Source organism: Halioglobus maricola, assembly GCF_009388985.1.
In the GTDB taxonomy this organism is placed as follows: domain Bacteria; phylum Pseudomonadota; class Gammaproteobacteria; order Pseudomonadales; family Halieaceae; genus Halioglobus; species Halioglobus maricola.
This window is the reverse complement of the sequence record NZ_CP036422.1, coordinates 4,273,629-4,294,824: the sequence shown is the minus strand read 5'-3', so window position 1 is coordinate 4,294,824 and position 21,196 is coordinate 4,273,629. Positions and strand designations below refer to the sequence as shown.

22 protein-coding genes are annotated in these 21,196 nt (G+C 57.0%); 14 read left to right on the top strand and 8 right to left on the bottom strand.

Annotated features, from left to right (window positions below; translation table 11 throughout):
* The first annotated feature begins 137 nt into the window (after positions 1–137).
* The 13 genes from mnmG (at position 138) to EY643_RS19445 (ending at position 11,743) form a co-directional block, all read left to right on the top strand.
* The gene (mnmG, locus tag EY643_RS19505; protein WP_153240825.1) at positions 138–2,039 is read left to right on the top strand and encodes a tRNA uridine-5-carboxymethylaminomethyl(34) synthesis enzyme MnmG; all 1,902 of its coding nucleotides are present in this window, start codon (positions 138–140) and stop codon (positions 2,037–2,039) included.
* Position 2,040: 1 nt separating this feature from the next.
* Positions 2,041–2,682: a 16S rRNA (guanine(527)-N(7))-methyltransferase RsmG gene (rsmG, locus tag EY643_RS19500; RefSeq protein ID WP_153240824.1), complete on the top strand. Its 642-nt coding sequence runs from the start codon at positions 2,041–2,043 to the stop codon at positions 2,680–2,682.
* A 33-nt stretch (positions 2,683–2,715) separates the two neighbouring features.
* Positions 2,716–3,528, top strand: coding sequence for a ParA family protein (locus EY643_RS19495; protein WP_153240823.1), 813 nt, complete (start codon positions 2,716–2,718; stop codon positions 3,526–3,528).
* Positions 3,529–3,538: 10 nt separating this feature from the next.
* Entirely contained in the window at positions 3,539–4,435 is an 897-nt protein-coding gene (locus tag EY643_RS19490) for a ParB/RepB/Spo0J family partition protein (RefSeq protein WP_153240822.1), read from the top strand.
* A gap of 253 nt (positions 4,436–4,688) precedes the next feature.
* Complete coding sequence (locus EY643_RS19485; protein WP_153240821.1) at positions 4,689–5,072, top strand: ATP synthase subunit I; 384 nt, start codon at positions 4,689–4,691, stop codon at positions 5,070–5,072.
* Between the two features lie 28 nt (positions 5,073–5,100).
* Positions 5,101–5,985: a F0F1 ATP synthase subunit A gene (atpB, locus tag EY643_RS19480; protein WP_153240820.1), complete on the top strand. Its 885-nt coding sequence runs from the start codon at positions 5,101–5,103 to the stop codon at positions 5,983–5,985.
* A gap of 50 nt (positions 5,986–6,035) precedes the next feature.
* Entirely contained in the window at positions 6,036–6,275 is a 240-nt protein-coding gene (atpE, locus tag EY643_RS19475) for a F0F1 ATP synthase subunit C (protein WP_066056712.1), read from the top strand.
* 67 nt (positions 6,276–6,342) lie between these two features.
* Positions 6,343–6,813: a F0F1 ATP synthase subunit B gene (locus EY643_RS19470; RefSeq protein WP_153240819.1), complete on the top strand. Its 471-nt coding sequence runs from the start codon at positions 6,343–6,345 to the stop codon at positions 6,811–6,813.
* A 13-nt stretch (positions 6,814–6,826) separates the two neighbouring features.
* Positions 6,827–7,363, top strand: coding sequence for a F0F1 ATP synthase subunit delta (locus EY643_RS19465; protein ID WP_153240818.1), 537 nt, complete (start codon positions 6,827–6,829; stop codon positions 7,361–7,363).
* Positions 7,364–7,385: 22 nt separating this feature from the next.
* Positions 7,386–8,930: a F0F1 ATP synthase subunit alpha gene (gene atpA, locus EY643_RS19460; protein WP_153240817.1), complete on the top strand. Its 1,545-nt coding sequence runs from the start codon at positions 7,386–7,388 to the stop codon at positions 8,928–8,930.
* A gap of 17 nt (positions 8,931–8,947) precedes the next feature.
* A complete protein-coding gene (gene atpG / locus EY643_RS19455; protein WP_153240816.1) occupies positions 8,948–9,814 on the top strand; it encodes a F0F1 ATP synthase subunit gamma in 867 nt (288 codons plus the stop codon).
* Between the two features lie 73 nt (positions 9,815–9,887).
* Positions 9,888–11,285 (top strand): F0F1 ATP synthase subunit beta, encoded by a 1,398-nt coding sequence (gene atpD, locus EY643_RS19450; RefSeq protein ID WP_153240815.1) that lies wholly within the window; start codon positions 9,888–9,890, stop codon positions 11,283–11,285.
* 29 nt (positions 11,286–11,314) lie between these two features.
* Positions 11,315–11,743: a F0F1 ATP synthase subunit epsilon gene (locus EY643_RS19445; RefSeq protein WP_153240814.1), complete on the top strand. Its 429-nt coding sequence runs from the start codon at positions 11,315–11,317 to the stop codon at positions 11,741–11,743.
* A 58-nt stretch (positions 11,744–11,801) separates the two neighbouring features.
* On the opposite strand, the gene EY643_RS19440 is transcribed toward EY643_RS19445, so the two are convergent.
* Complete coding sequence (locus EY643_RS19440; protein ID WP_153240813.1) at positions 11,802–12,455, bottom strand: hypothetical protein; 654 nt, start codon at positions 12,453–12,455, stop codon at positions 11,802–11,804.
* A 162-nt stretch (positions 12,456–12,617) separates the two neighbouring features.
* Here EY643_RS19440 and EY643_RS19435 point away from each other — a divergent pair, with 162 nt between their 5' ends.
* Positions 12,618–13,172, top strand: coding sequence for an NAD/FAD-utilizing enzyme (locus EY643_RS19435; RefSeq protein WP_153240812.1), 555 nt, complete (start codon positions 12,618–12,620; stop codon positions 13,170–13,172).
* Positions 13,173–13,187: 15 nt separating this feature from the next.
* On the opposite strand, the gene EY643_RS19430 is transcribed toward EY643_RS19435, so the two are convergent.
* The 7 genes from EY643_RS19430 to EY643_RS19400 form a co-directional block, all read right to left on the bottom strand.
* The gene (locus EY643_RS19430) at positions 13,188–14,360 is read right to left on the bottom strand and encodes a class I SAM-dependent methyltransferase (protein WP_205743107.1); all 1,173 of its coding nucleotides are present in this window, start codon (positions 14,358–14,360) and stop codon (positions 13,188–13,190) included.
* Positions 14,357–15,622, bottom strand: a complete 1,266-nt coding sequence (locus tag EY643_RS19425; RefSeq protein ID WP_153240811.1) for a class I SAM-dependent methyltransferase — start codon at positions 15,620–15,622, stop codon at positions 14,357–14,359. Before EY643_RS19425 ends, EY643_RS19430 begins: the two co-directional genes overlap by 4 nt.
* Complete coding sequence (locus EY643_RS19420) at positions 15,616–16,698, bottom strand: NAD-dependent epimerase/dehydratase family protein (protein WP_205743106.1); 1,083 nt, start codon at positions 16,696–16,698, stop codon at positions 15,616–15,618. Before EY643_RS19420 ends, EY643_RS19425 begins: the two co-directional genes overlap by 7 nt.
* The gene (gene rfbF, locus EY643_RS19415; RefSeq protein ID WP_153240810.1) at positions 16,653–17,429 is read right to left on the bottom strand and encodes a glucose-1-phosphate cytidylyltransferase; all 777 of its coding nucleotides are present in this window, start codon (positions 17,427–17,429) and stop codon (positions 16,653–16,655) included. Before rfbF ends, EY643_RS19420 begins: the two co-directional genes overlap by 46 nt.
* A gap of 69 nt (positions 17,430–17,498) precedes the next feature.
* Positions 17,499–18,398 carry a glycosyltransferase family 2 protein gene (locus EY643_RS19410; protein WP_170287476.1) on the bottom strand — a complete coding sequence of 300 codons (900 nt, stop codon included), beginning with the start codon at positions 18,396–18,398 and terminating at the stop codon, positions 17,499–17,501.
* Entirely contained in the window at positions 18,398–20,380 is a 1,983-nt protein-coding gene (locus tag EY643_RS19405) for a tetratricopeptide repeat protein (RefSeq protein ID WP_153240808.1), read from the bottom strand. Before EY643_RS19405 ends, EY643_RS19410 begins: the two co-directional genes overlap by 1 nt.
* Before the next feature lie 18 nt (positions 20,381–20,398).
* Positions 20,399–21,169: a hypothetical protein gene (locus tag EY643_RS19400; RefSeq protein WP_153240807.1), complete on the bottom strand. Its 771-nt coding sequence runs from the start codon at positions 21,167–21,169 to the stop codon at positions 20,399–20,401.
* Positions 21,170–21,196 lie beyond the last annotated feature (27 nt).

The window sequence follows — 21,196 nt, the reverse complement described above, 5'->3', positions numbered from 1 at the left end:
GTGGTCGGGGCCACCGGAGACCATACTTTACACAAGGGCTTTTTCCAGACCAAGGCCGTACTATTGCCAGTGAACATTTTTTGAACACCTGCGCGCCCCCACGTATAATCTCGCCCCCGATAGAGGACAGGCTCCAAGTGGAATTCAAGCAGACATTCGATGTGATAGTGGTTGGCGGCGGACACGCCGGGACCGAGGCGTGCCTTGCAGCTGCCCGCATGGGTTGTCGCACCCTGTTGCTCACCCACAGCGTGGATACCCTGGGCCAGATGTCTTGTAATCCGGCGATTGGCGGTATTGGCAAGAGCCACCTGGTAAAAGAAGTGGATGCGCTGGGCGGCGCCATGGGTCGAGCTACTGACCGCGCGGGTATCCAGTTCCGTATTCTCAATTCCCGCAAGGGCCCGGCCGTGCGCGCCACCCGCGCACAGGCCGACCGGGTGTTATACCGCAACGCGATACGCGAGATTCTCGAAGCGCAGGACAACTTGTCCATTTTCCAGCAACCGGTGGACGACCTTTTGATCGAGAACGGTGTCGTGGCCGGCGCTATCACTCAAATGGGTGTGATATTCCGTGCACCGCGTGTGGTGCTGACGACCGGCACCTTCCTCGGCGGTAAGTTGCATATTGGTCTTGAGAATTCTTCTGGCGGCCGAGCGGGCGATCCACCCTCTATTGCACTGGCGGACCGGCTGCGCGAGCTCCCGTTCCGGGTTGAGCGCCTGAAAACCGGCACTCCGCCGCGTATTGACGCTCGCAGTGTGAACTTTGCCGGTCTCGAAGAACAGTGGGGCGACGAACCTTTACCGGTGATGTCTTTTATCGGTGATGTCTCTGAGCATCCGGAACAGCGCTGCTGTTGGATTACGCATACCAATGAGCGCACCCACGAAATTATTCGCGCCGGTCTGGACCGCTCCCCATTGTTTTCTGGGGTGATCGAGGGTGTAGGCCCACGCTATTGCCCCAGTGTTGAAGACAAAATTCACCGCTTTGCTGACAAGAACTCCCACCAGGTATTTATTGAGCCGGAAGGTTTGTCTACTCCGGAGTTGTACCCCAACGGCATTTCCACCAGCCTGCCCTTTGATGTGCAGATCGATCTGGTGCATTCCATTGTCGGCTTTGAAAATGCCCATATCACTCGCCCTGGCTATGCCATCGAATACGATTTCTTTGACCCGCGCGACCTGCAGTACTCACTGGAAACCAAGGCCTTGCCCGGGCTCTATTTCGCCGGCCAGATCAATGGCACAACGGGCTACGAAGAGGCTGCGGCCCAGGGGCTGTTGGCCGGTATGAATGCGGCCCTGGCCGTTCGCGGTGAAGAACCCTGGTGCCCCCGAAGGGATGAGGCGTATATTGGTGTATTGGTCGATGACCTGATCACGATCGGTACCATCGAGCCCTATCGTATGTTTACTTCCCGGGCGGAACACCGCCTGCTGTTACGGGAAGACAATGCCGACCTGCGCCTCACGCCACAGGGCCGTGAATTCGGTCTGGTCTGTGACACGCGCTGGCAGCGATTCGAACAGAAACGCGAGGCCATGGAGCGCGAAAGCCAGCGCCTGGCCACGACCTGGGTGCATCCAGGTAGCGCCGAAGAGCAACAACTGGCGGCCAAGCTTTCCAGCCCGCTGACCCGGGAGTATTCCCTCGCGGACCTGATAAAACGTCCCGAGCTCGACTATACCGACGTGGCGTCAATAAAAGGTGAGCCCACAGCGGACACCCAGGCTGCGGAACAGGTGTCGATACAGGCCAAGTATGCCGGCTATATCGATCGCCAGAAGGATGAAGTAGCGCGCTTGCGACGCTACGAAAATACCGCCCTGCCAGCTGACCTGGACTACGATCAGGTAGACGGCCTCTCCAACGAGGTGAAGCAGACTCTTGGCGAAGCCCGTCCGGAGACTCTGGCCCGTGCCGGGCGCATTCCGGGAGTCACACCGGCGGCAGTGTCACTGCTGTTGATCTACCTGAAGAAGCGCGGCGCCCTGGCGGTTGCCGGCGATTCGCGCCAGCTCGCCTGATTTGTCTGCCGCATTAGACAAAGCCCTCGCGTCCCAGCTGAAGGCAGGCTGCCACACACTCGGTGTTGCGCAGGACGCCCAGGCCCAGGCGAAGCTGTTGGCCTACCTCGAATTACTGATCAAATGGAACAAGGCCTATAACCTGACCGCCGTGCGCGACCCGGCCCAGATGGTGACCCGACATTTGCTCGACAGCCTGGCGATTGCACCCTGTATTCGCGGTTCACGCCTGATCGATGTCGGCACAGGCGGAGGTCTTCCGGGGGTTCCTATGTCGATATTGTTCCCGGAGCGCGAATTTCACCTGCTAGACAGCAACGGTAAAAAGACTCGCTTCCTGTTTCAGGTGAAAACTGCGCTGGGCTTGGATAATATGACAGTTCACCAGGCGCGCGTTGAATCCTTTGCGCCGGAGGCTCCCTTCGACACGGTATTGTCGCGGGCGTTCGCCTCAATCGAGGACATGGTGCGCGGTTGCCGCCACCTGTTAGGCCGAAACGGCCACTTTCTCGCTATGAAAGGCGCCTATCCGGAGAAGGAAATTGCCGCCGTCGCAGCTGAGTGCCAGTTGGAATGTGTACATGAATTGCATGTGCCAGGGCTGGACGAGCAGCGCCACCTGGTGGATATGACGTTGCTCTAGCAACGCAAAGACATAACAGACCAGGGGTTGAGTGTGGCAAGAGTTCTCGCAATAGCGAACCAGAAAGGTGGGGTGGGAAAAACCACGACCTGCGTCAACCTGGCCGCGTCCCTTGCCGCCATGAAGAAGCAGGTACTGCTGGTAGACCTCGACCCCCAGGGCAACGCCACTATGGGCAGCGGCATCGACAAGTACTCACTCGATCGCACTATTTACGATGTGCTCGTTCACCGCGCGCCTGTTATCCAGATCAGACAGCAAACCAGCGAAGCCGGCTTCGACGTGCTGCCTGCCAATGGTGACCTGACGGCGGCGGAAGTAGAGCTGCTGGAGGTTGAGAACAAGGAAGCACGGTTGCGTGCGGCCCTGATGGAGGTCGACGCTCACTACGACTACGTGCTGATTGACTGCCCACCCTCTCTGAATATGCTCACTCTGAACGCCCTGATTGCGGCGGATGGCGTCGTCATTACCATGCAGTGTGAGTATTTTGCCCTGGAAGGCCTCTCTTCGTTGGTGGAAACCATCAATGGAATCGCGTCCTCGGTGAACCCGGACCTGGTGATCGAGGGTATCCTGCGCACCATGTACGACCCTCGCAATAGCCTGACCAACGAGGTGTCGAGTCAGCTGCACAAGCATTTCGGCGAAAAGGTGTATCGCACAGTAGTGCCCCGCAATATCCGCCTGGCGGAGGCGCCGAGTCACGGCGTGCCGGCCATGTATTACGACAAGTACTCCCGTGGTTCCAAGGCCTACATGGCCCTGGCGGGGGAGATGATCCGGCGCGAGGAAAAAATCGCGGCCGCTGAGGCCCCCGGCCTGAGCCCCAACCTGCTGACCTGAGGAGAGAGTAATGTCAGGTAAAAAACGACATTTGGGACGTGGGCTGGATGCCCTGCTGGGCGCCGCCGCACAGCAACAGCCGGCGGTCCAAAGTGGTGAGGCAGGCGTGGCCGATGCACCCACCCTGGACAAGACCCTGAAAGAGCTTCCGGTTGATCTGATCCAGCGTGGCAAATACCAGCCCCGTCGGGACATGGAGCCCGAATCCCTGCAGGAGCTAGCTGACAGTATCAAGGCGCAGGGGGTGATGCAGCCCATAGTGGTGCGGCCGATATCCGACAAGAAGTTCGAGATTATCGCAGGAGAGCGCCGCTGGCGCGCGACCCAGTTGGCGGGTCTGGACACTATTCCCGTGGTGATTCGAGAAGTGCCTGACGAAGCGGCTATCGCCATGGCCCTGATTGAGAACATTCAGCGTGAAGACCTGAACCCGATTGAAGAGGCCATCGCGCTGCAGCGCCTGCAACAGGAATTTGAACTGACTCAGCAGGAAGTGGCTGATGCAGTAGGCAAATCCCGCTCCACGGTGACCAATTTACTGCGCTTGATGAGCCTGCAGGAGGATGTACGCCGCCTGGTGGAACACGGTGACCTCGAGATGGGGCATGCCAGGGCATTGCTGGCGCTGGACGGTGGCGACCAGTCGCATGCGGCAGGTCAGGTGGTTGGCAAGGGCATGAGTGTGCGCCAGACCGAGGCGTTGGTGCGCAGCATGCTTGCGGTAAAAGAGCAGCCGGCGGCGGTCCCCAAAGGATTGGACCCGAACATTCGCCACCTGCAGGACGACTTGTCCCAGCGGTTGGGGACCAAGGTACAAATTCAGCATTCAGCGAAAGGTAAGGGCAAGCTGGTATTGTCCTATAGTTCCCTGGATGAGCTGGACGGCATATTGGCCCACATCAAGTAGGGTTTCTCGGCCCAGTTGCGCCCATGATATGGGGTGCAAAAAAATATTGAGCACTAAATAGGGGATTGCGCCCATAAGTGCAGCGAAAGCCACGGTATCTGGTGGCGATCGTGTAGCGAACGGCGGATATTTGATCTCTGAATAGCGGCCATAGTCTGGTTGAACCCACCTGTTATTGCCCCTATAATGCGCGCGCCCTTGATAGAGGATCAAACCCGTGTGGCTATTGGTTTGGGGAGTAAAGTGAGGCTTTATGCCTGGTGCTGAGATAGCACGCCCTCCCGTCCACCGCATCACTCTGACTCAACTGGCGGTTCTTTTGTTCGGATGCCTCGCATTGTTGGCGTACGACGAGGTGGTCGCATGGTCAGTGGCAGCGGGAGGCCTGGTGGCCATTGTTCCTCAGGCCTATTTTGCTCACCTGGCGTTTCGCTGGCGCGGTGCAAAATCAGCCAGGGCAATCGCCCAGTCCAGCTACGCTGGAGAAATCGGCAAGTTTTTGCTGAGTGTGGCGGGTTTCGCGGTTGTTTTTGCCGCGATTAGGCCGATCAACGGCTTGGCAGTGTTCGCCGGTTATCTGGCGATGCTCACAATACAGATTATTGGTAGCTGGCTGCTGCTTACACGCAGCCAGTGATCAGAGAATAGACGCAAGAGTCCTATAGATGGCAGCTTCAGGCGAAACACAGACAGTTTCTGAATATATTGTCCACCACCTGACCAACCTTACCTACGGCAAATTGCCCGGTGGCTTTGAGCGCTACGACGGTTCAGTCGTGGCCGATGGTGGTGTTTGGACGATGGCTCACGGTGGTGCCGAGGCATCGGCCATGGGCTTTATGGCGATTCACATTGATTCCATGCTCTGGTCTATCGGCCTGGGCATTGTGTTTTGCCTGTTGTTCCGCTCGGTGGCTAAGAAAGCTGAGGCTGGCGTGCCTTCCGGCTTTGTTACCTTTGCTGAGATGATCGTCGAGTTCGTCGACAACACAGTCAAAGACACATTCCACGGCAAAAACCCGCTGGTCGCGCCGCTTGCGCTGACTATTTTTGTCTGGGTATTCCTGATGAACCTTATGGATCTCATCCCGGTAGATCTCATTCCGCACACGCTGATGTTGCTGGGTGTTGAATACCAGAAAATCGTGCCATCCACCGACCCCAACATCACCATGGGTATGGCGCTGGGTATCTTTATCCTGATGCTTTACTACTCCATCAAGGTTAAAGGCTTCGGGTTTGTCAAAGAGCTGACGATGAACCCGTTCAACCACCCGATTTTCATCCCGGTTAACTTGTTTATGGAAGTGGTTGGCTTTCTCGCCAAGCCCTTCTCTCTCGGCCTGCGATTGTTCGGCAACATGTACGCCGGCGAGATGATCTTTATTCTTATTGCCGCCTTGTTCGGAGCAGGTTTCCTCTGGATGCTGCCGGCGGGCCTGATGCAAATGGGCTGGGCGATTTTCCATATCCTGGTAATCACCCTGCAGGCATTTATCTTCATGGTGCTGACGATCGTGTATCTCAGCATGGCCCATGAAGATCACTAATTTACTTTAACTTTAACCCTTTGATTCTTATTACACTCTAGGAGAAACGCATGGAACTCGTAATTATTGCTGCCGCCATCATGATGGGTCTGGGTGGTCTTGGTGCCGCTATCGGTGTTGGCCTGCTCGGCGGAAAGCTGATTGAAGGCTCTGCACGTCAGCCTGAACTGGCTCCCAAGCTGCAGACTACCTTCTTCCTGGGCGCTGGCCTGGTAGACGCGATCCCCATTATTGGTGTTGGTATCGCGATGTACCTGATCTTCGTTGTTGCCCCCGGTGTTGGTGCATAAGGTATAGGCTAACCAGGGGATTCTGTTTCTTTAAATAGAAGCCCCGCTAACCGGTGAGGAACACAGCGTGAACATTAATCTTACGCTTATCGGCCAGATGATCGCCTTCGTCGCCTTCGTGTGGTTCTGCATGAAGTTCGTATGGCCGCCCATTTTGGCTGCTATGCAAGAGCGCGAGCAGAAGATATCCGATGGCCTGGCTGCCGCAGATCGCGCCAGCCACGACCTTGAATTGGCTAAAGAGAAGGCAGTAGAACGCCTGAAAGAAGCCAAGGAAGAGGCCTCAGGCATCGTAGACGCCGCCAACAAGCGCGCCAATCAGTTGGTAGAAGAAGCCAAGGACGCAGCTGTTGTTGAAGCTGATCGTGTGAAAGCTTCTGCACAGGCTGAGATTGAGCAGGAATCCAACCGCGCACGCGAAGCACTGCGTGGCGAGGTTGCCGCCCTGTCTTTGGCCGGCGCTGAAAAGGTTCTGGGTGCAGCAATCGACCAGGAAGCTCACAAGGAGCTGGTCGACAAGCTGGCTACAGAGCTGTAATAGCGAGGGAGCTATGGCTGAACTAAGCACACTGGCACGCCCCTATGCCAAGGCAGCGTTTGAATACGCTCGCGGGAAAGACGCGCTTGCGCAGTGGTCGGAACAACTGACCACTGTCGCTGCGGTAGCCGCGGCCGAGGGCATGGAACTGGTTTTGGACAACCCGTCCCTGACCGACGCACAGCAAGCTAACACCCTCAATGAGGTGTGTGGCGATGCAACGGGTGCTGAGGTTAAGAACTTCGTCAGTATTCTTTCCGACAACAAGCGCTTGTCGCTTCTGCCGGAAATTTCTGCCCAGTTCGAACTGTTCAAGGCGAATCTTGAGAAGTCGGTAGACGTAGAAGTCGTCTCTGCCTTCGATCTGGACGACGCCACCGCTGGCAAACTGGCGGATGTACTGGGCAAAAAACTCGAGCGCGAAGTGAAGGTCAGCACATCTACGGATGCTGAACTTCTGGGTGGCGTATTAATTCGGGCCGGTGATCTAGTGATCGATGGCTCCGTGCGCGGCAGGCTGAACAAGCTCGCCGAAGCAATGAATTCCTAGCATTAGGATTGAGGAACAGAGCATGCAGCAACTGAATCCATCTGAGATTAGCGAGATCATCAAGTCGCGCATCGATTCACTCGATGTGTCGTCTGAAGCTCGCAACGAAGGTACTGTGGTTTCCGTAACCGACGGTATTATTCGTATCCACGGTCTTGCCGAAGTGATGTACGGCGAGATGATTGAATTTGAAGGCGGCGTCTACGGTATGGCGCTGAACCTTGAGCGCGACTCCGTCGGTGCGGTTGTACTCGGCGACTACAAAGGCCTGAAAGAAGGCCAGAGCTGTCGTTGTACTGGCCGTATTCTGGAAGTACCCGTAGGCCCGGAACTTCAGGGCCGCGTGGTAGATGCGCTGGGTAACCCCATCGACGGTAAAGGCCCCATCAACGCTGGCATGACCGACGCACTGGAGAAAGTAGCTCCTGGTGTTATCGCTCGTCAGTCGGTTGATCAGCCAGTCCAGATTGGCCTGAAGGCGGTTGACGCCATGGTGCCTATCGGCCGCGGCCAGCGTGAGCTGATCATTGGCGACCGCCAGATCGGTAAGACTGCTATTGCGGTTGACGCGATCATCAACCAGAAAGGCTCAGGCATTAAGTGTGTCTATGTCGCGATAGGCCAGAAGGCTTCTTCAGTAGCGGCTGTAGTGCGTAAATTGGAAGAGCATGGCGCGATGGAACACACCATCGTTGTTGCTGCGACCGCTTCCGATCCCGCTGCGATGCAGTACCTGGCACCTTTCGCCGGTTGCACCATGGGCGAGTACTACCGCGACCGCGGTGAAGATGCCCTGATCATTTATGATGACCTGACCAAGCAGGCCTGGGCTTATCGCCAGATCTCCTTGCTGCTGCGTCGTCCTCCCGGCCGTGAAGCATACCCAGGTGACGTGTTCTACTTGCACTCCCGTCTGCTGGAACGCGCCGCGCGTGTTAACGCCGACTACGTCGAGAAGTTCACCAACGGCGAAGTTAAAGGCAAGACTGGTTCCCTGACAGCACTGCCCGTGATTGAGACCCAGGCCGGCGACGTTTCGGCGTTCGTACCGACCAACGTGATCTCCATTACCGACGGCCAGATCTTCCTGGAAGCCGATATGTTCAACGCGGGCATTCGCCCGGCGATGAACGCCGGTATCTCTGTATCCCGTGTAGGTGGTGCAGCCCAGACCAAGATTATGAAGAAGCTGTCCGGTGGTATTCGTACCGCACTGGCGCAGTACCGTGAGCTGGCAGCATTCTCCCAGTTCGCTTCTGACCTCGATGACGCTACCAAGGCCCAGTTGGACCACGGTGAAGCGGTTACCGAACTGATGAAGCAGAAGCAGTACTCACCCCGCTCCATCGCCGAGATGGGCCTGGTGATTTACGCTGCTGACAACGGTTACCTGAACGATGTTGATGTTGCCAAGATTCTGGACTTCGAAGACGCGCTGCTGTCTTTCGCCCATGCTGAACAGGGCGATCTGATGAGCGGTATCGTTGAGAGCGGCAACTGGAACGACGAAATCGAGGGTTCCTTCAAGGCGCTGCTCGACAAGTTCAAGTCAACCCAGACCTGGTAAATCCCGAGGACGCTTAAATGGCAGCCGGAAAAGAAATCCGCACCAAGATCACGAGCATCCAGAGCACGCAGAAGATCACCAGTGCCATGGAAATGGTAGCTGCGTCGAAAATGCGCAAAGCTCAGGATCGCATGCAGTTGGGCAAGCCTTATGCCCGCCGCATGCGCGCCGTGGTCAGCCACATCGCCAATGCCGCTCCCGAGTACAAGCACATGTACATGGAGCAGCGCGAAGTGAAGCGCGTGGGCTATATCGTTGTTTCCACTGATCGAGGCCTCTGTGGTGGTTTGAACATTAACTTGTTCAAGAAAACCATGAAGGACATGCAGGTCTGGAATGAGCAGGGCGTTGATATCGACCTGTCTCTGGTCGGCGCTAAAGCCGCAGCATTTTTTAACAGCTATGGCGGCAACGTCATTGCCGCGGTGCGAGATCTGGGTGAAGAGCCTTCACTCGAGGACCTGATCGGCGGTGTTAAAACCATGCTGGACGCTTATGCAGAAGGCAAGATTGATCGTTTGTTCCTGGTGAGCAATGAGTTCGTCAACACCATGACCCAGACGCCTACCGTGGAGCAATTGCTGCCGCTGGAGCCGAAAGAGTCGGACGAGATGAAGCACCATTGGGATTACATCTACGAGCCAGATGCCAAGGAACTGCTGGAAGCTCTGCTGACACGTTACATCGAATCTCAAGTGTATCAGGGCGTGGTAGAGAATGGCGCCTGTGAGCAGGCCGCGCGAATGCTGGCAATGAAGAATGCTACAGATAATGCCGGCGAGTTGATTGATGATTTGCAGTTGATCTACAACAAGGCACGTCAGTCGGCGATCACCCAGGAGTTGTCTGAGATTGTGAGTGGCGCGGCGGCGATTAGCAGCTAGGCGATACAAATTTTAGGTCTTCGCTTTTTAGTGGGAAGGCCAAAGACAGAATTTTATTAAAGAGGATCCGAACATGAGTAGCGGACGAGTCGTACAAATTATCGGCGCGGTAATCGACGTGGAATTCCCACGTGACGCCGTGCCCCAGGTATACGATGCCCTGAAGATCACCGAGAAAGACACCACCCTGGAAGTTCAGCAGCAGCTGGGCGACGGTGTGGTACGTGCGATTGCACTGGGTTCTTCGGAAGGTCTTTCCCGTGGCCTCACGGTTGAAAACACCAATGCACCGATCTCCGTGCCTGTCGGCCAGGAAACTCTGGGCCGCATCATGGACGTGCTGGGTAATCCCATCGACGAGTGTGGCCCTATCGGCGAACAGGAGCGTGCTCCCATTCACCGTGCAGCCCCGGCTTACGATGAGCTGGCTGCTGCTGAAGAGCTGCTCGAAACCGGCATTAAGGTTATCGACCTGGTTTGTCCGTTCGCCAAGGGCGGCAAGATCGGCCTGTTCGGTGGTGCCGGTGTTGGTAAAACCGTAAACATGATGGAGCTCATCAACAACATCGCACTGCAGCACTCCGGTCTGTCAGTATTTGCCGGTGTAGGTGAGCGTACTCGTGAAGGTAACGACTTCTACTACGAGATGCAGGAGTCCGGCGTTGTAAACGTCGAGAACTTTACTGAGTCCAAGGTGGCCATGGTATACGGCCAGATGAATGAGCCCCCCGGTAACCGTCTGCGTGTAGCACTGACTGGCCTGACCATGGCTGAGAAATTCCGTGACGAAGGTCGTGATGTTCTGTTGTTCGTCGACAACATCTATCGTTACACCCTGGCGGGAACCGAAGTATCGGCACTGCTGGGTCGTATGCCCTCCGCGGTAGGCTACCAGCCCACTTTGGCGGAAGAGATGGGTGTTCTGCAGGAACGCATTACCTCTACCAAGGTTGGTTCTATTACGTCTATCCAGGCGGTATACGTACCGGCGGATGACTTGACCGACCCGTCGCCTGCTACCACCTTTGCTCACCTGGACGCGACCGTTGTACTGTCTCGCGACATCGCAGCGAAAGGTATTTACCCCGCGGTAGATCCGCTGGATTCTACCTCTCGTCAGCTCGACCCTCTGCTGATCGGTAATGAGCACTACGACACTGCTCGCGGTGTACAGAACGTGCTGCAGCGTTATAAAGAGCTGAAGGACATCATTGCGATCCTGGGTATGGACGAACTGTCCGAGGAAGACAAGCAGACAGTTGACCGCGCGCGTAAGATCGAGCGTTTCCTGTCCCAGCCCTTCCACGTGGCGGAAGTATTCACCGGTTCTCCCGGTAAGTACGTATCCCTGAAGGACACGATTGCAGGCTTTAAAGGCATTCTTGCTGGTGAGTACGATCACCTGCCTGAGCAGGCCTTCTACATGGTTGGCAGCATCGACGAAGCCGTCGAAAAAGCCAGCAAACTGTAAGTTAAGCAGCCTTTAGAGAGGCCATTACCATGGCAATGACCATTCACTGCGACATCGCCAGCGCCGAGGAAGAAATCTACTCCGGCCTGGTTGAGCTGCTGGTAGCTACCGGCAGCGAGGGTGAGCTGGGTGTCAGTTACGGCCACGCGCCGCTGCTGACCTCCCTGGTGCCCGGTCCGGTACGTGTTGTCACCCAGAGTGGTGACGAACAAGTGTATTACGTATCTGGCGGCTTCCTGGAAGTGCAGCCCGGCGTAGTATCCATTCTGGCTGACACTGCGCTGCGCGCAGACGACGTAGACGAGGCAGCTGCCGAGGAAGCGCGTAAGGAAGCTGAGCAGGCACTGACCAATCAGTCTGGCGAGTTCGACTACGGTCGCGCTTCAGCCCAGCTTGCCGAGGCGGCAGCTCAGCTGGCTACTCTGCGTAAGATGAAAAATCGGGCTGGCCGCGGCTAAGCGTCCATCCCGTTAAGTGTTCTCGAAAAAGCCCCGGTATCCCCGGGGCTTTTTTTTACTAATTATCCCAACCCCAGTTCTCCACGGCCGATTCAAGCGCTTCTTCTGCGGCCTCTTGGACTAAATCCCGCGGCGTATACAGTCGCAGGGACATGTAGTTAACGGGAGGGTAATCGGCCTGGCTGCGAGGAACTTGCAGATAGGTGCTGGCAAGTGCCCCGATAGGCTCTCCGGGCACGCCATCTTCAAGTAGCACGACAGCGGCGGACGTGGCGAATACATACGTTCCCGGTAGATCTTCAGGGAACCCGTAGGGCGTGGCAGTCTCTACTGTGCCCAGTGCGCCCATCTGAACTCCACCCAGATCAATGAAGTAGGCCTCGCCTTGAGAGTAGCCCACCCGTGTACCGGGGCCGACGAATTCACCACCTTCATCGACACAGACCCAAAGCTCGCCGACGACGGTATCGCCCGGGCTTACGATTCCGGTTTCCGGATCGGTGACAGTCGTATAGATATTAGCAACTGCACCTCCTATGGGCTCCGCGAACAGATAGGGTGCTGCCCACTCACAACCTACAACCGGATCCGGGTAGCCCTCGTAGTCAGCCACCGCAAGCATGTAGACAGTCTCGTCTTTCGTGCGCTCATCAGCCAGCGCCAGGGCTGGCATCAACAAAAAAGTTATTAACAGTGTTTTTAATAGATCCATTTTGACTTTCCTCCATGTTTCCCGCGGGATCTCTCTCCTGCGAGTACTCCTGACTATAGAAAACAGCGAGATTTTGGATGTGATTTTTTTCTGATCATCGCCTGAACTGGCGATTCCTGAGTCAGAATCTATACTCTGCTTAATCGAGACAGGAGATTGCCCATGAAGCGTCACTATTTTGTCAGCGATAACCTCGACCAGCTTCAGCTGGTTTCTACCGACCTGCAGCAAGCAGGGTTCACTACACCCCAGATTCATGTCCTCAGTCGCAACGATGCCGGTATTTCCGAGCGGCGTTTGAATGATGTAGAAGCCGTGTTGAAGAAAGATGTCGTTCGGGGCACGGAGCGAGGTGCTCTGGTAGGTGTAGCTTTAGCCTCAACTGTGCTGGTGCTCGCCTGGGTAACGGGTTTCAGCGCTCACTACACCTGGGTGCCTTCGATATTCCTGGCGATTGTATTGCTGGGATTTTGTACCTGGGAAGGGGGCCTCATAGGGATCGGCAAACCCCATGCCGATTTCGCGCGTTTTGAGCCGGCCCTGCGCAGGGGCAAGCACGTCATGCTGGTGGATACTGATCCGGATCAGGAACAGATCCTGGACAATATTGTTGCTCACGCTCCCGGTTTGCGCCCGGCGGGCACGGGCGAAGCTACACCGCGAGCGGTGGTGCGCTTTCAGGATAAATGGGCGCGGTTCACCGAGATCGCACCTTAGCGCTTTGCGATCGTTTTAGCCTTGTAGGCAGACGATCTCAGGTTGTAAGCCAAGCTCGCTCAGCATCGCTTCAATTTCCCCATGATAGATGGGATTGACGACAATAACGGTATGGGGCGGGTTTTCCTTTAGCTCTCCTGGTGCGATGACAAGCTGACCTGTGCCGGGCATGTAGGCGCCCTGCTTGTGTGGGTTGATGTCGACCACCGTTTTTATCGCCGCGCTCCCTTGAATGCGGGTCAGGAAAGCAACGGCTTTTGACCCGCCGCCCCAAAGCACCACGGCCTGTTCTCGCTCCAGACGTTGCTGTAAAAATGCCTGCCAGTGGATGCTATTTTTTGCCCAGTGATCGCGGTAGTGGTCACTAGCTGCTAGCTCCAGCGCGGGGTCCGTTGCGGCGACCGGAGGACTAGCGATCGGTCGTGCCAACAGCATGATGTATTGATCGTCGTAATCTAGAGCGCATTCCAGTACGTCAAAGCCGTTGCGTTGAAACAGGCGCTCGAGGCTTCGGGTGCTGAAATAGGAGCAGTGTTCGTAGTAGATGTCCCAGAACGCGCACTCTTTTAGCACGCGCATGACGTCGGGTACTTCGAAGAACACCAGCGTATCAATTCGCGATGCAATTGCCTCGCGCAACTGTGCGAGAAAGTCAGCTACATCAGGAATATGCTCCAGCGTGTGGCGACAGGCTATGAATTCAGCATCGTGAATACCTTTGCTGGCGTCCCAGAATTCGGGGATAAAATCCAGTGAGCCGGTGGTTTGGGAATCGTGGCGACCGCGCACGTAGGCAGGGTCATAGCCGAAGCCCCGGTTGTCACCTGCTCGGCAGATGGCTTCGAGAAATTCTCCTTTGCCTGAACCAATTTCCAGAACGGTTTTGTGGCGTATGTCGTGGTTCTCTACGAGCTGCGCAGCCAGCTCTTGCAGCCACCGGCTGAAGGTGGGGGAGCAGCCCTGGCTTTCTTCGCAGTCGTGCGAATATTCGTGCCGACCCCGCTCAAAAGCGAGGTTGGTGATAAAGCCACACGCGTGGCAGACGGCGAGTTCCAGGCTCCCCTTGGGATAGTCCAGCGCAGCCTCGCGAGTGCGCATCAAAAGTGTGCTGTGCACGGGTACTGTGCCGGCGCTGTAGAAAATCTCCAGTTCGGAGGCATAACAGCAGGGGCAGGGCGACAGGCTCAAGTCTGGTTTCCCTTCACGACCCGAACATCAGGTAGCGGCACGATGAAGTGGCCACCTTGTTGTTGATACTCCTGCTGTTGTTGCAGAACTTCACGCTCGAGATTCCAGGGCAGCAGCACGAGGTAATCAATGTTGGTGAGCGCCGTGTCGCTGCACGCGCGTATCGGAATGTTAACGCCGGGAATGCTGCGTCCGTGTTTGTTTTGATTTCTGTCTATGGCGAACTCGATGTGATCACTCGCTTGCCCGATGCAATTCAACAATATTGTTCCTTTGGCCGCGGCCCCGTACGCCGCGATGCGATGACCTTTTGCCGCCAGGCGATTGATCAGCCCGGCGATGTCGTCGCACTTGGCCAGGGCAGATTGCGCAAAATCCAAAAAGAAGTCAGCTGAAGTGACTCTCTCCAAAGACTCTTGTTGCAGCAACTCGAGCACTGCAGTGGAGGGCTCGCCCTCCAGAGTAGCGAACACCCTTAGCGAACCCCCGTGACTGCTGAGTTGCTGGATGTCGGTAATCTCAAAGCCGTGTATCGCTAGCAGCGCCTTGAGTGAATGCAGGGAAAAGTAGCAGCGGTGTTCGTGGTAAACGGTGTCAAAAGCGCAGCCCTCCACCAGCGCCCGGGCATGGGGAAACTCGATTACCCAGGTTCCCCCGGGCGCGAGAATTTCGCGCACACCGCGAATAAAGTCGTGTGGGTCTTCCACGTGGGCGATCACGTTGTTGGCAATAACCAGCCTCGCTTGTACGCCCCGGGCTTGCAAACTGGCCCCGAGGGCCTGGCTGAAAAACTGCTGTAGAGTCTCTATGCCCTGGTCGTTGGCGATGGAGGCGGGCACAGGGGCAGGGTCTACTCCCAACACGGCGAGCCCCCGCTGCTTAAAGAACTGCAGCAGGTACCCATCGTTACTGGCAAGTTCGATAACACGGTCCCCCTCGCTGAGCGCGAGGCGCGCTATCAATTCCTCGGCGTTCTTGCGGGCGTGCTCCAGCCAGCTCTCAGAGCAGGAAGACTGGTACAGATAATCGGGGCCAAACAGCGCGTTGGCCGGTGGCGATGTGAGTAATTGCAGCAGAGCGCAGTTTCGACAGAAGACCAGCGCTAACGGTGCTGGATTGGTCTGTTCTCCAGGCTGTAGAAACCGGTCGGAAGGAGGCATATCGCCGTAGTCCAGGATAGCGACGAGCCCGCTTTGACCGCAGCTCCGGCAGGTAGCCTCGCTGGCCTGGGATTCCAGAGCAGAGTCGGGTTTGGCTAGCATTCACCTGCTACCTTTGAGGGGCGCAGGTCAGCCTGGAGTTCACCTGTTTGAAGACGCAGTTGTAGATGGGCGAGCCGTTGCAGTTTGGGGCTCTCGAACTCATCTGCAGAAAGGCCGAACTCAATGCAAGCCCGATAGACCTCTTCGATGCCGTCTGGCACGGTCCACCGTGGTTTCCAGGTGGTGAGGACACTGGTTGCCAGATCGCAGTTTACCCGGTAGTTGCGTGCGTCAGCTGTGGCTTCCGGTACCATATCCGTGCGGCTATCCGGCACGCTTCTGGCAACCATGTCGGCCACTTCGCACACGCGAAAGTTTTCACTGCTGCGCCCGATATTCAGCGCCTTTAGATGGACTGCCGCTCGGGGGGCATCCAGTGTGGCGATAAACGCATCGGCGACATCGGCCACATGAACGAGCGGGCGCCAGGCGGTGCCGCGACTCTTGAGTAGCACACGGCCTGATGTGTAGGCCCATGCGACCAGATTGTTCACCACCAGATCGAACCGCATACGCGGGCTATAGCCGTAAACGGTGGCGTTGCGGAGGAAGGAGGGGCTGAAATAATCAGAGGCCAGTTTAGCGATGCCACGCTCTGCATCGACCTTGGAGCGACCGTAGGCCGTTACCGGATGGAAGGCCCCGCTCTCATCAATGAACGCTTCACCGGCTGCGCCATAGGTGCTGCACGAAGATGAAAATATGAAGCGTTGGACCCCTGCGTCGCGCGCCTTGCGGGCTAAACCTACGGCTCCCCGATGATTGATGTCGTCGGTCAGGGCTGGGTCCAGCTCTCCTAGCGGGTCGTTGGAGAGTCCAGCGAGATGCACAATGGCATCGAAGGGAGCCAACTGTTCGATGGACAGGTCGCGATAGTCGCAGTCAAAGGCGGGAATGGCATCTGGCAGTGGGCCGAAGTCGCAACCTGCATAAAGGTCACTGTCGCAGCCTGTGACATTAAATCCACGGGCAGTCAGGCGCGGCACCAGGCAGGTGCCGATGTATCCACGGTGGCCGGTGACGAGAATGTTCAGAGGGGCTTCGCGGCCTGCCAGGGCGGGCTTCCTGAATTCCATAGCCGATTCAGCAGGGCCAGGTCGCGAGGGGTATCCAAACACTGCCAGAAGCCCTCGTGACGATACGCCATCAGTTGGCCGTCGCGGGCCAGATTCTCCATGGGTTCCCGTTCCCAGTGTGTGTCATCGCCTTCGATATACTCGAACACGCCGGGCTCCAGAACGAAAATGCCGCCGTTGATCCAGCCCTCGGCCGTCTGTGGTTTCTCGGAGAATTCCGCCACGCGATCTCCCTCGAATTCCAGGTGGCCGAAGCGCGCCGGGGGACGCACAGCAGTAACGGTTGCGAGCTTGCCATGTTGCTGGTGAAACTGGAGGAGGGCATCCACGTCTACAGTAGACAAGCCATCACCCCACGCAAGTATGAAAGTCTGATTACCTACGAATGGTTTGAGCCTGAGGATACGACCGCCGGTCTGGGTACGTTGCCCGGTTTCGATCAACTCAACATTCCAATCTAAGGGTTGTGCGTCGTGGTGATGAATCTCGTTGTTACCGAGCTCGATCCTGAGGTTGCCGTGGAGACGAGCGTAGTCCGCCATATATTTTTTGATCATGTCGCCCTTGTAGCCCAGGGCAATGACGAAATCATCCAAGCCCCAGCGCTGGAAGCCATGCATGATGTGCCAGAGAATCGGGCGGCCGCCGATTTCCACCAGGGGCTTGGGCTTGCTCTCGGTCTCTATACCCAGGCGGGAGCCAAAGCCACCTGCCAGGATCGCGATTTTCACGGGTACATACCTCTGTCGATGGGGAGCATAATCAGGCGCAGCATTGTAGCAAGTCCACTTCGTGAGGGGCTAGGAAGCCGGCCCGGCGCCGGTGAATATTTCCCGGGCTAGCATCCGGTAGTTTCTGGGGCCGGTGTGGTGCCTCGCGCCCACCCAGCGCAGTAATTGCAGGTAGCAGCGGGCTTTTTCGACCAGGCCGAGCGGCGCGCCATGGACGGCCTTGTTGTATTCCTGCCAGCGCCGCCAGGTAGGCCGGCTTCGTTTGCCTGCAAAGGCTGGATTGAACCAGGCCAGGCGTTCCTGCTCATCTTCAAACTTATGGATAGACGATTCCAGGTGTTCTCTGCGCTTGAACAGTACCTCGGGTACCAGGACGACTTTTCCATGCAGGCTAAGTTGAGCCAACAGGTTTCTATCGGCGCCAACCCAATCGCCGTGGCGAATGGTCTGGAGCAACACAGCGCGGCGCATCACGCCAAATACAGCGATGCACACATGGGGTGTACTGATAACCTGCCACATGCGCCGGGAGGGCGATGGGGAGCTGAATGAGCGCTCTTCCCCATACCTGCCTTTTGTTGCTCCGCTGTCATCAATTCCCTGGCTTTGGCTGTGGCAAAGCACGACGCCAGGATTGGCTTCCAGCACGGCGATGCATCGCGCCAGAAACAGTGGATGGCAGAGGTCGTCGTGAGCGGCCCATTTGAAATACTCACCGCTGGCTAAAGCCAGGCACTGATTGTAGTTGGCGGCCGCTCCCTGGTTCTCGTCATTACGAACATAACGAATTCGATCGTCGGTCGCGGCGAAAGCCAGACAAATCTCCGCCGTCCGATCAGTTGAAGCGTTGTCGGAGATGATGAGTTCGAAGTCGCGATAGCTCTGGTCTAGCAGGCTGCCTATCGCGCCAGCGAGAAAGTTCTCGCCGTTGTATACCGGCAAGCCGATACTGAGTTTGGGGACGATCACTATTTTTGCGCGTGCATCTGCTTGGAGACGGCCGCTAGCGCTTCCTGGCGGATCAGCTTTGCGCGATGACGCTCAGCTTCTTCGGTGAAGCCCTGCTGCTCTAGTAATATGAGCAATTGCTGGCGCGCGTCGGTGTGGTCCGGGTTCAATTCCAGAGTGGTCTCATAGGCGGCAATTGCAGTGTCCGGTCGCTCTGTGGCGGCGAGTGCGCGGGCCAGAAAGTAGTGCGCCTGTGGTTGGTTGCGGTCCAGATCGATCGCCGTTAACGCTGAATCTATGCAGGCCAGGAAGTCGCGTTGGCCCAGGCGTGTGGCGGCCATACCCCGGTGTGCTTCGGCGTGTTGTGGGTCCCTTTGCAGGGCCTTGCGATAAGCGCGCTCGGCTTGTTCCCAGCGGCCCAGCTTGAGATAAACCTGGCCTATTGTCGCGTGAACCTGGGGTCGCTCCCCCTCCGCCTGTTCCGCCCGGAACAGGTTGCCGAGCGCCTGTTCGTATAGTCCGGTGGCGATCTGTAGTTGGGCGAGTTGGATGAGTTCATAGGGGCGTTGCTGAGGGTGGTCAACAACCGCTTGAAGCAATTTAGCCGAGTCTTCCAGGTGACCTGTGCGGCGCTTACAGCGGGCCAGGTGCAGTGCAATTCGTTCGTTTTCGGGCTGCTCCTGGTGTAATTTTTCCAGAATTTTGTGGGCACTTTGGAACTGACGATTTTCCATCATCGCTATTGCGCGATTGAAGCTGGTCTCACTGAGGATGCCCGCGCTCGTCAATGCAACGTCGGCCTCTTTAATGACGCCAGTTTCCAGCCAGCGGGAACGCAATGCATCTGTCTGCGCAGGGCTCAGCGTCTCACTCTTTGCAGGGGTCAAGGGTTCGTGAGTGCCGATGCGGATATCTGGAGGCGGTTCTGAGAATGATTCAGCCAGAACTCGGCCGCGCATGTCATCGCCCCGGGGTAAGTCGAGCATGGCGAGGACAGTTGGAGCAATATCCAGCAAGCCGGCGCCGTGCACGGAGCCTTCATGGTGCAGTTGCGGACCGGACATGGCCAGAATTCCCTGCTCGCGATACCACGGTGCTGCACCCCTCTGTTCAGCAAGCTCGCGAGAGTTTGGCCGTTGTTCACCGCTTTGTAGTCCGCGCTCGGAAAACAGCACGATACTGCATTCGTTGCCGGCTCGATCAAGGAGGGCGGCGAACAGCAGATCGAGGTAGCGGCACCCCGCTGCGATGGTGCCCTGGTAGCGGTCATACAGTTCATCGTTTACCCAACCCAATTGAGGGGGATGGTTCGCCATAAACGCTGGCCCGAGGGTGTCGAGGAGTTCGTAACGGAGCAAGGCGAGATTCCAGTCAGCGCTCTCCATCATCTCCATGGCGACCACGTGAGTGCTTATAGTCTCAGCCAGGGCGACCGCAAGCTGTTGCAGTAAGGGATCGCCAGCAGCCTGTGCGTTATCAAGGTCGCTGACAAAAAATTCGAGCTCTTCCCGGCTGAGCTCTGCTGGGGACATGCGTAGCCCCTGAACTAGTTCTTCTGTATGGCTGGGGCTGACGGCAGCGGGTGCCAATGGCTCCAGCGCATTGCTGGACCCGGCCAGGCGAAAGCAAAGCTCGCTGGCGCTATGGCCTACGGCGGGATAGCTCAGGGGCCAGTTGATTGAAACGGTGGTTCCGCCCGCGGCGTTTACAATATCAGTAATCGTCTGGCAGCCGATATCGAGCCGGCTGACAGGTAGGATATCGCCGGTAGGATGGACCGTCAGGCCGTGCAGAATGTTGTGCTCAACCGGTCCTTTACCCGTGACGACGGAAGTCCACAGAAGAGGGGGAAACTGTGGCTGGAGAGTGCGCAGGCTTCCCTGAACGCTGTTTTCAAGGAACTTCGCCAGATTGGGCATGGCACCCGCTGCGATTAGCGGGTGTAGTAACTCCCAGTCGGCGCCACTCCAGCCCAGCAGCAGTGCACGCCGGCCGGGGGACAAGGTCGTTCTGTTTTAGTGCTACTGCCTGCGGCGCCGCATGGCTGCGGCGCCGAGGGCCAGTACGCCAAGTGACATGGGGATCAGGCCGCCGACAGGGATCGCCTGCGGCCCATCCGCGGCAGCGCCCGAATCGGGATCCACGGCGCCCGGATCATCTACGGGAGGGGCGGCGGGTGGAGGGGCACAGGCTCCTGCAGCTATGCCGACGCCAGCGGTGGATTCAAAACATGCGGAGTGGATAGTTGTAACCAGGCTGCCCTGAGCCGTTTCCACGTCGAAATACCCATAGTGTCTGTCAGCGCCAACGGTGAAAGAGAAGCCGATGTATCCTCGAGTTGGGGGACCGAAATTGCCAGAGTCCGCATAGTAACAGCCAGTTAAATAAGAATATCGACGCTGGACTGTTGATGTTTCGTCAATCGTGGCTCCGTCGGTGATCAGTGAGGCATAGTAGGAGTCTGCCTCATCGTTGAGGATATAGTTGCTGTAGTCACCGTAATAGCTATCATCAATACTCGCTGTTGCATTGGCGTCCCCATAGTCACATGGACTAGCGAGAGGCCTTCCCTCAGCCCAAAGCCGAAAGTCATCTGTGCCATCGCCATCTACATCGATGAAGGTTTCTTGATAGTCATAGCTGTCGCCGCCTGTTTCGACGGTCAGTGAAATTGGGAAACCTTCTGATTCGACCGGTGCCGCCTGGGCTACACCACTAGCGAGACCGGTTGCAGCGACGGAATATAGTGCTATTCGAGCGCCAAGTGGCTCGTTGACGGAAGTGGATGACATTGCGTTCCCCCTGTAAAGAAGTGCGAT

Excerpts from the sequence above, each read along its gene's own strand:
- EY643_RS19490 (WP_153240822.1), top strand. The coding sequence starts at position 3,539 with ATGTCAGGTAAAAAACGACATTTGGGACGTGGGCTGGATGCCCTGCTG.
- atpD (WP_153240815.1), top strand. The coding sequence starts at position 9,888 with ATGAGTAGCGGACGAGTCGTACAAATTATCGGCGCGGTAATCGACGTG.
- atpA (WP_153240817.1), top strand. The coding sequence starts at position 7,386 with ATGCAGCAACTGAATCCATCTGAGATTAGCGAGATCATCAAGTCGCGC.
- EY643_RS19425 (WP_153240811.1), bottom strand. The coding sequence starts at position 15,622 with ATGCTAGCCAAACCCGACTCTGCTCTGGAATCCCAGGCCAGCGAGGCT.
- EY643_RS19400 (WP_153240807.1), bottom strand. The coding sequence starts at position 21,169 with ATGTCATCCACTTCCGTCAACGAGCCACTTGGCGCTCGAATAGCACTA.
- EY643_RS19440 (WP_153240813.1), bottom strand. The coding sequence starts at position 12,455 with ATGGATCTATTAAAAACACTGTTAATAACTTTTTTGTTGATGCCAGCC.
- EY643_RS19435 (WP_153240812.1), top strand. The coding sequence starts at position 12,618 with ATGAAGCGTCACTATTTTGTCAGCGATAACCTCGACCAGCTTCAGCTG.
- EY643_RS19465 (WP_153240818.1), top strand. The coding sequence starts at position 6,827 with ATGGCTGAACTAAGCACACTGGCACGCCCCTATGCCAAGGCAGCGTTT.
- EY643_RS19445 (WP_153240814.1), top strand. The coding sequence starts at position 11,315 with ATGGCAATGACCATTCACTGCGACATCGCCAGCGCCGAGGAAGAAATC.
- EY643_RS19485 (WP_153240821.1), top strand. The coding sequence starts at position 4,689 with ATGCCTGGTGCTGAGATAGCACGCCCTCCCGTCCACCGCATCACTCTG.
- EY643_RS19420 (WP_205743106.1), bottom strand. The coding sequence starts at position 16,698 with ATGGAATTCAGGAAGCCCGCCCTGGCAGGCCGCGAAGCCCCTCTGAAC.
- atpB (WP_153240820.1), top strand. The coding sequence starts at position 5,101 with ATGGCAGCTTCAGGCGAAACACAGACAGTTTCTGAATATATTGTCCAC.
- atpG (WP_153240816.1), top strand. The coding sequence starts at position 8,948 with ATGGCAGCCGGAAAAGAAATCCGCACCAAGATCACGAGCATCCAGAGC.
- atpE (WP_066056712.1), top strand. The coding sequence starts at position 6,036 with ATGGAACTCGTAATTATTGCTGCCGCCATCATGATGGGTCTGGGTGGT.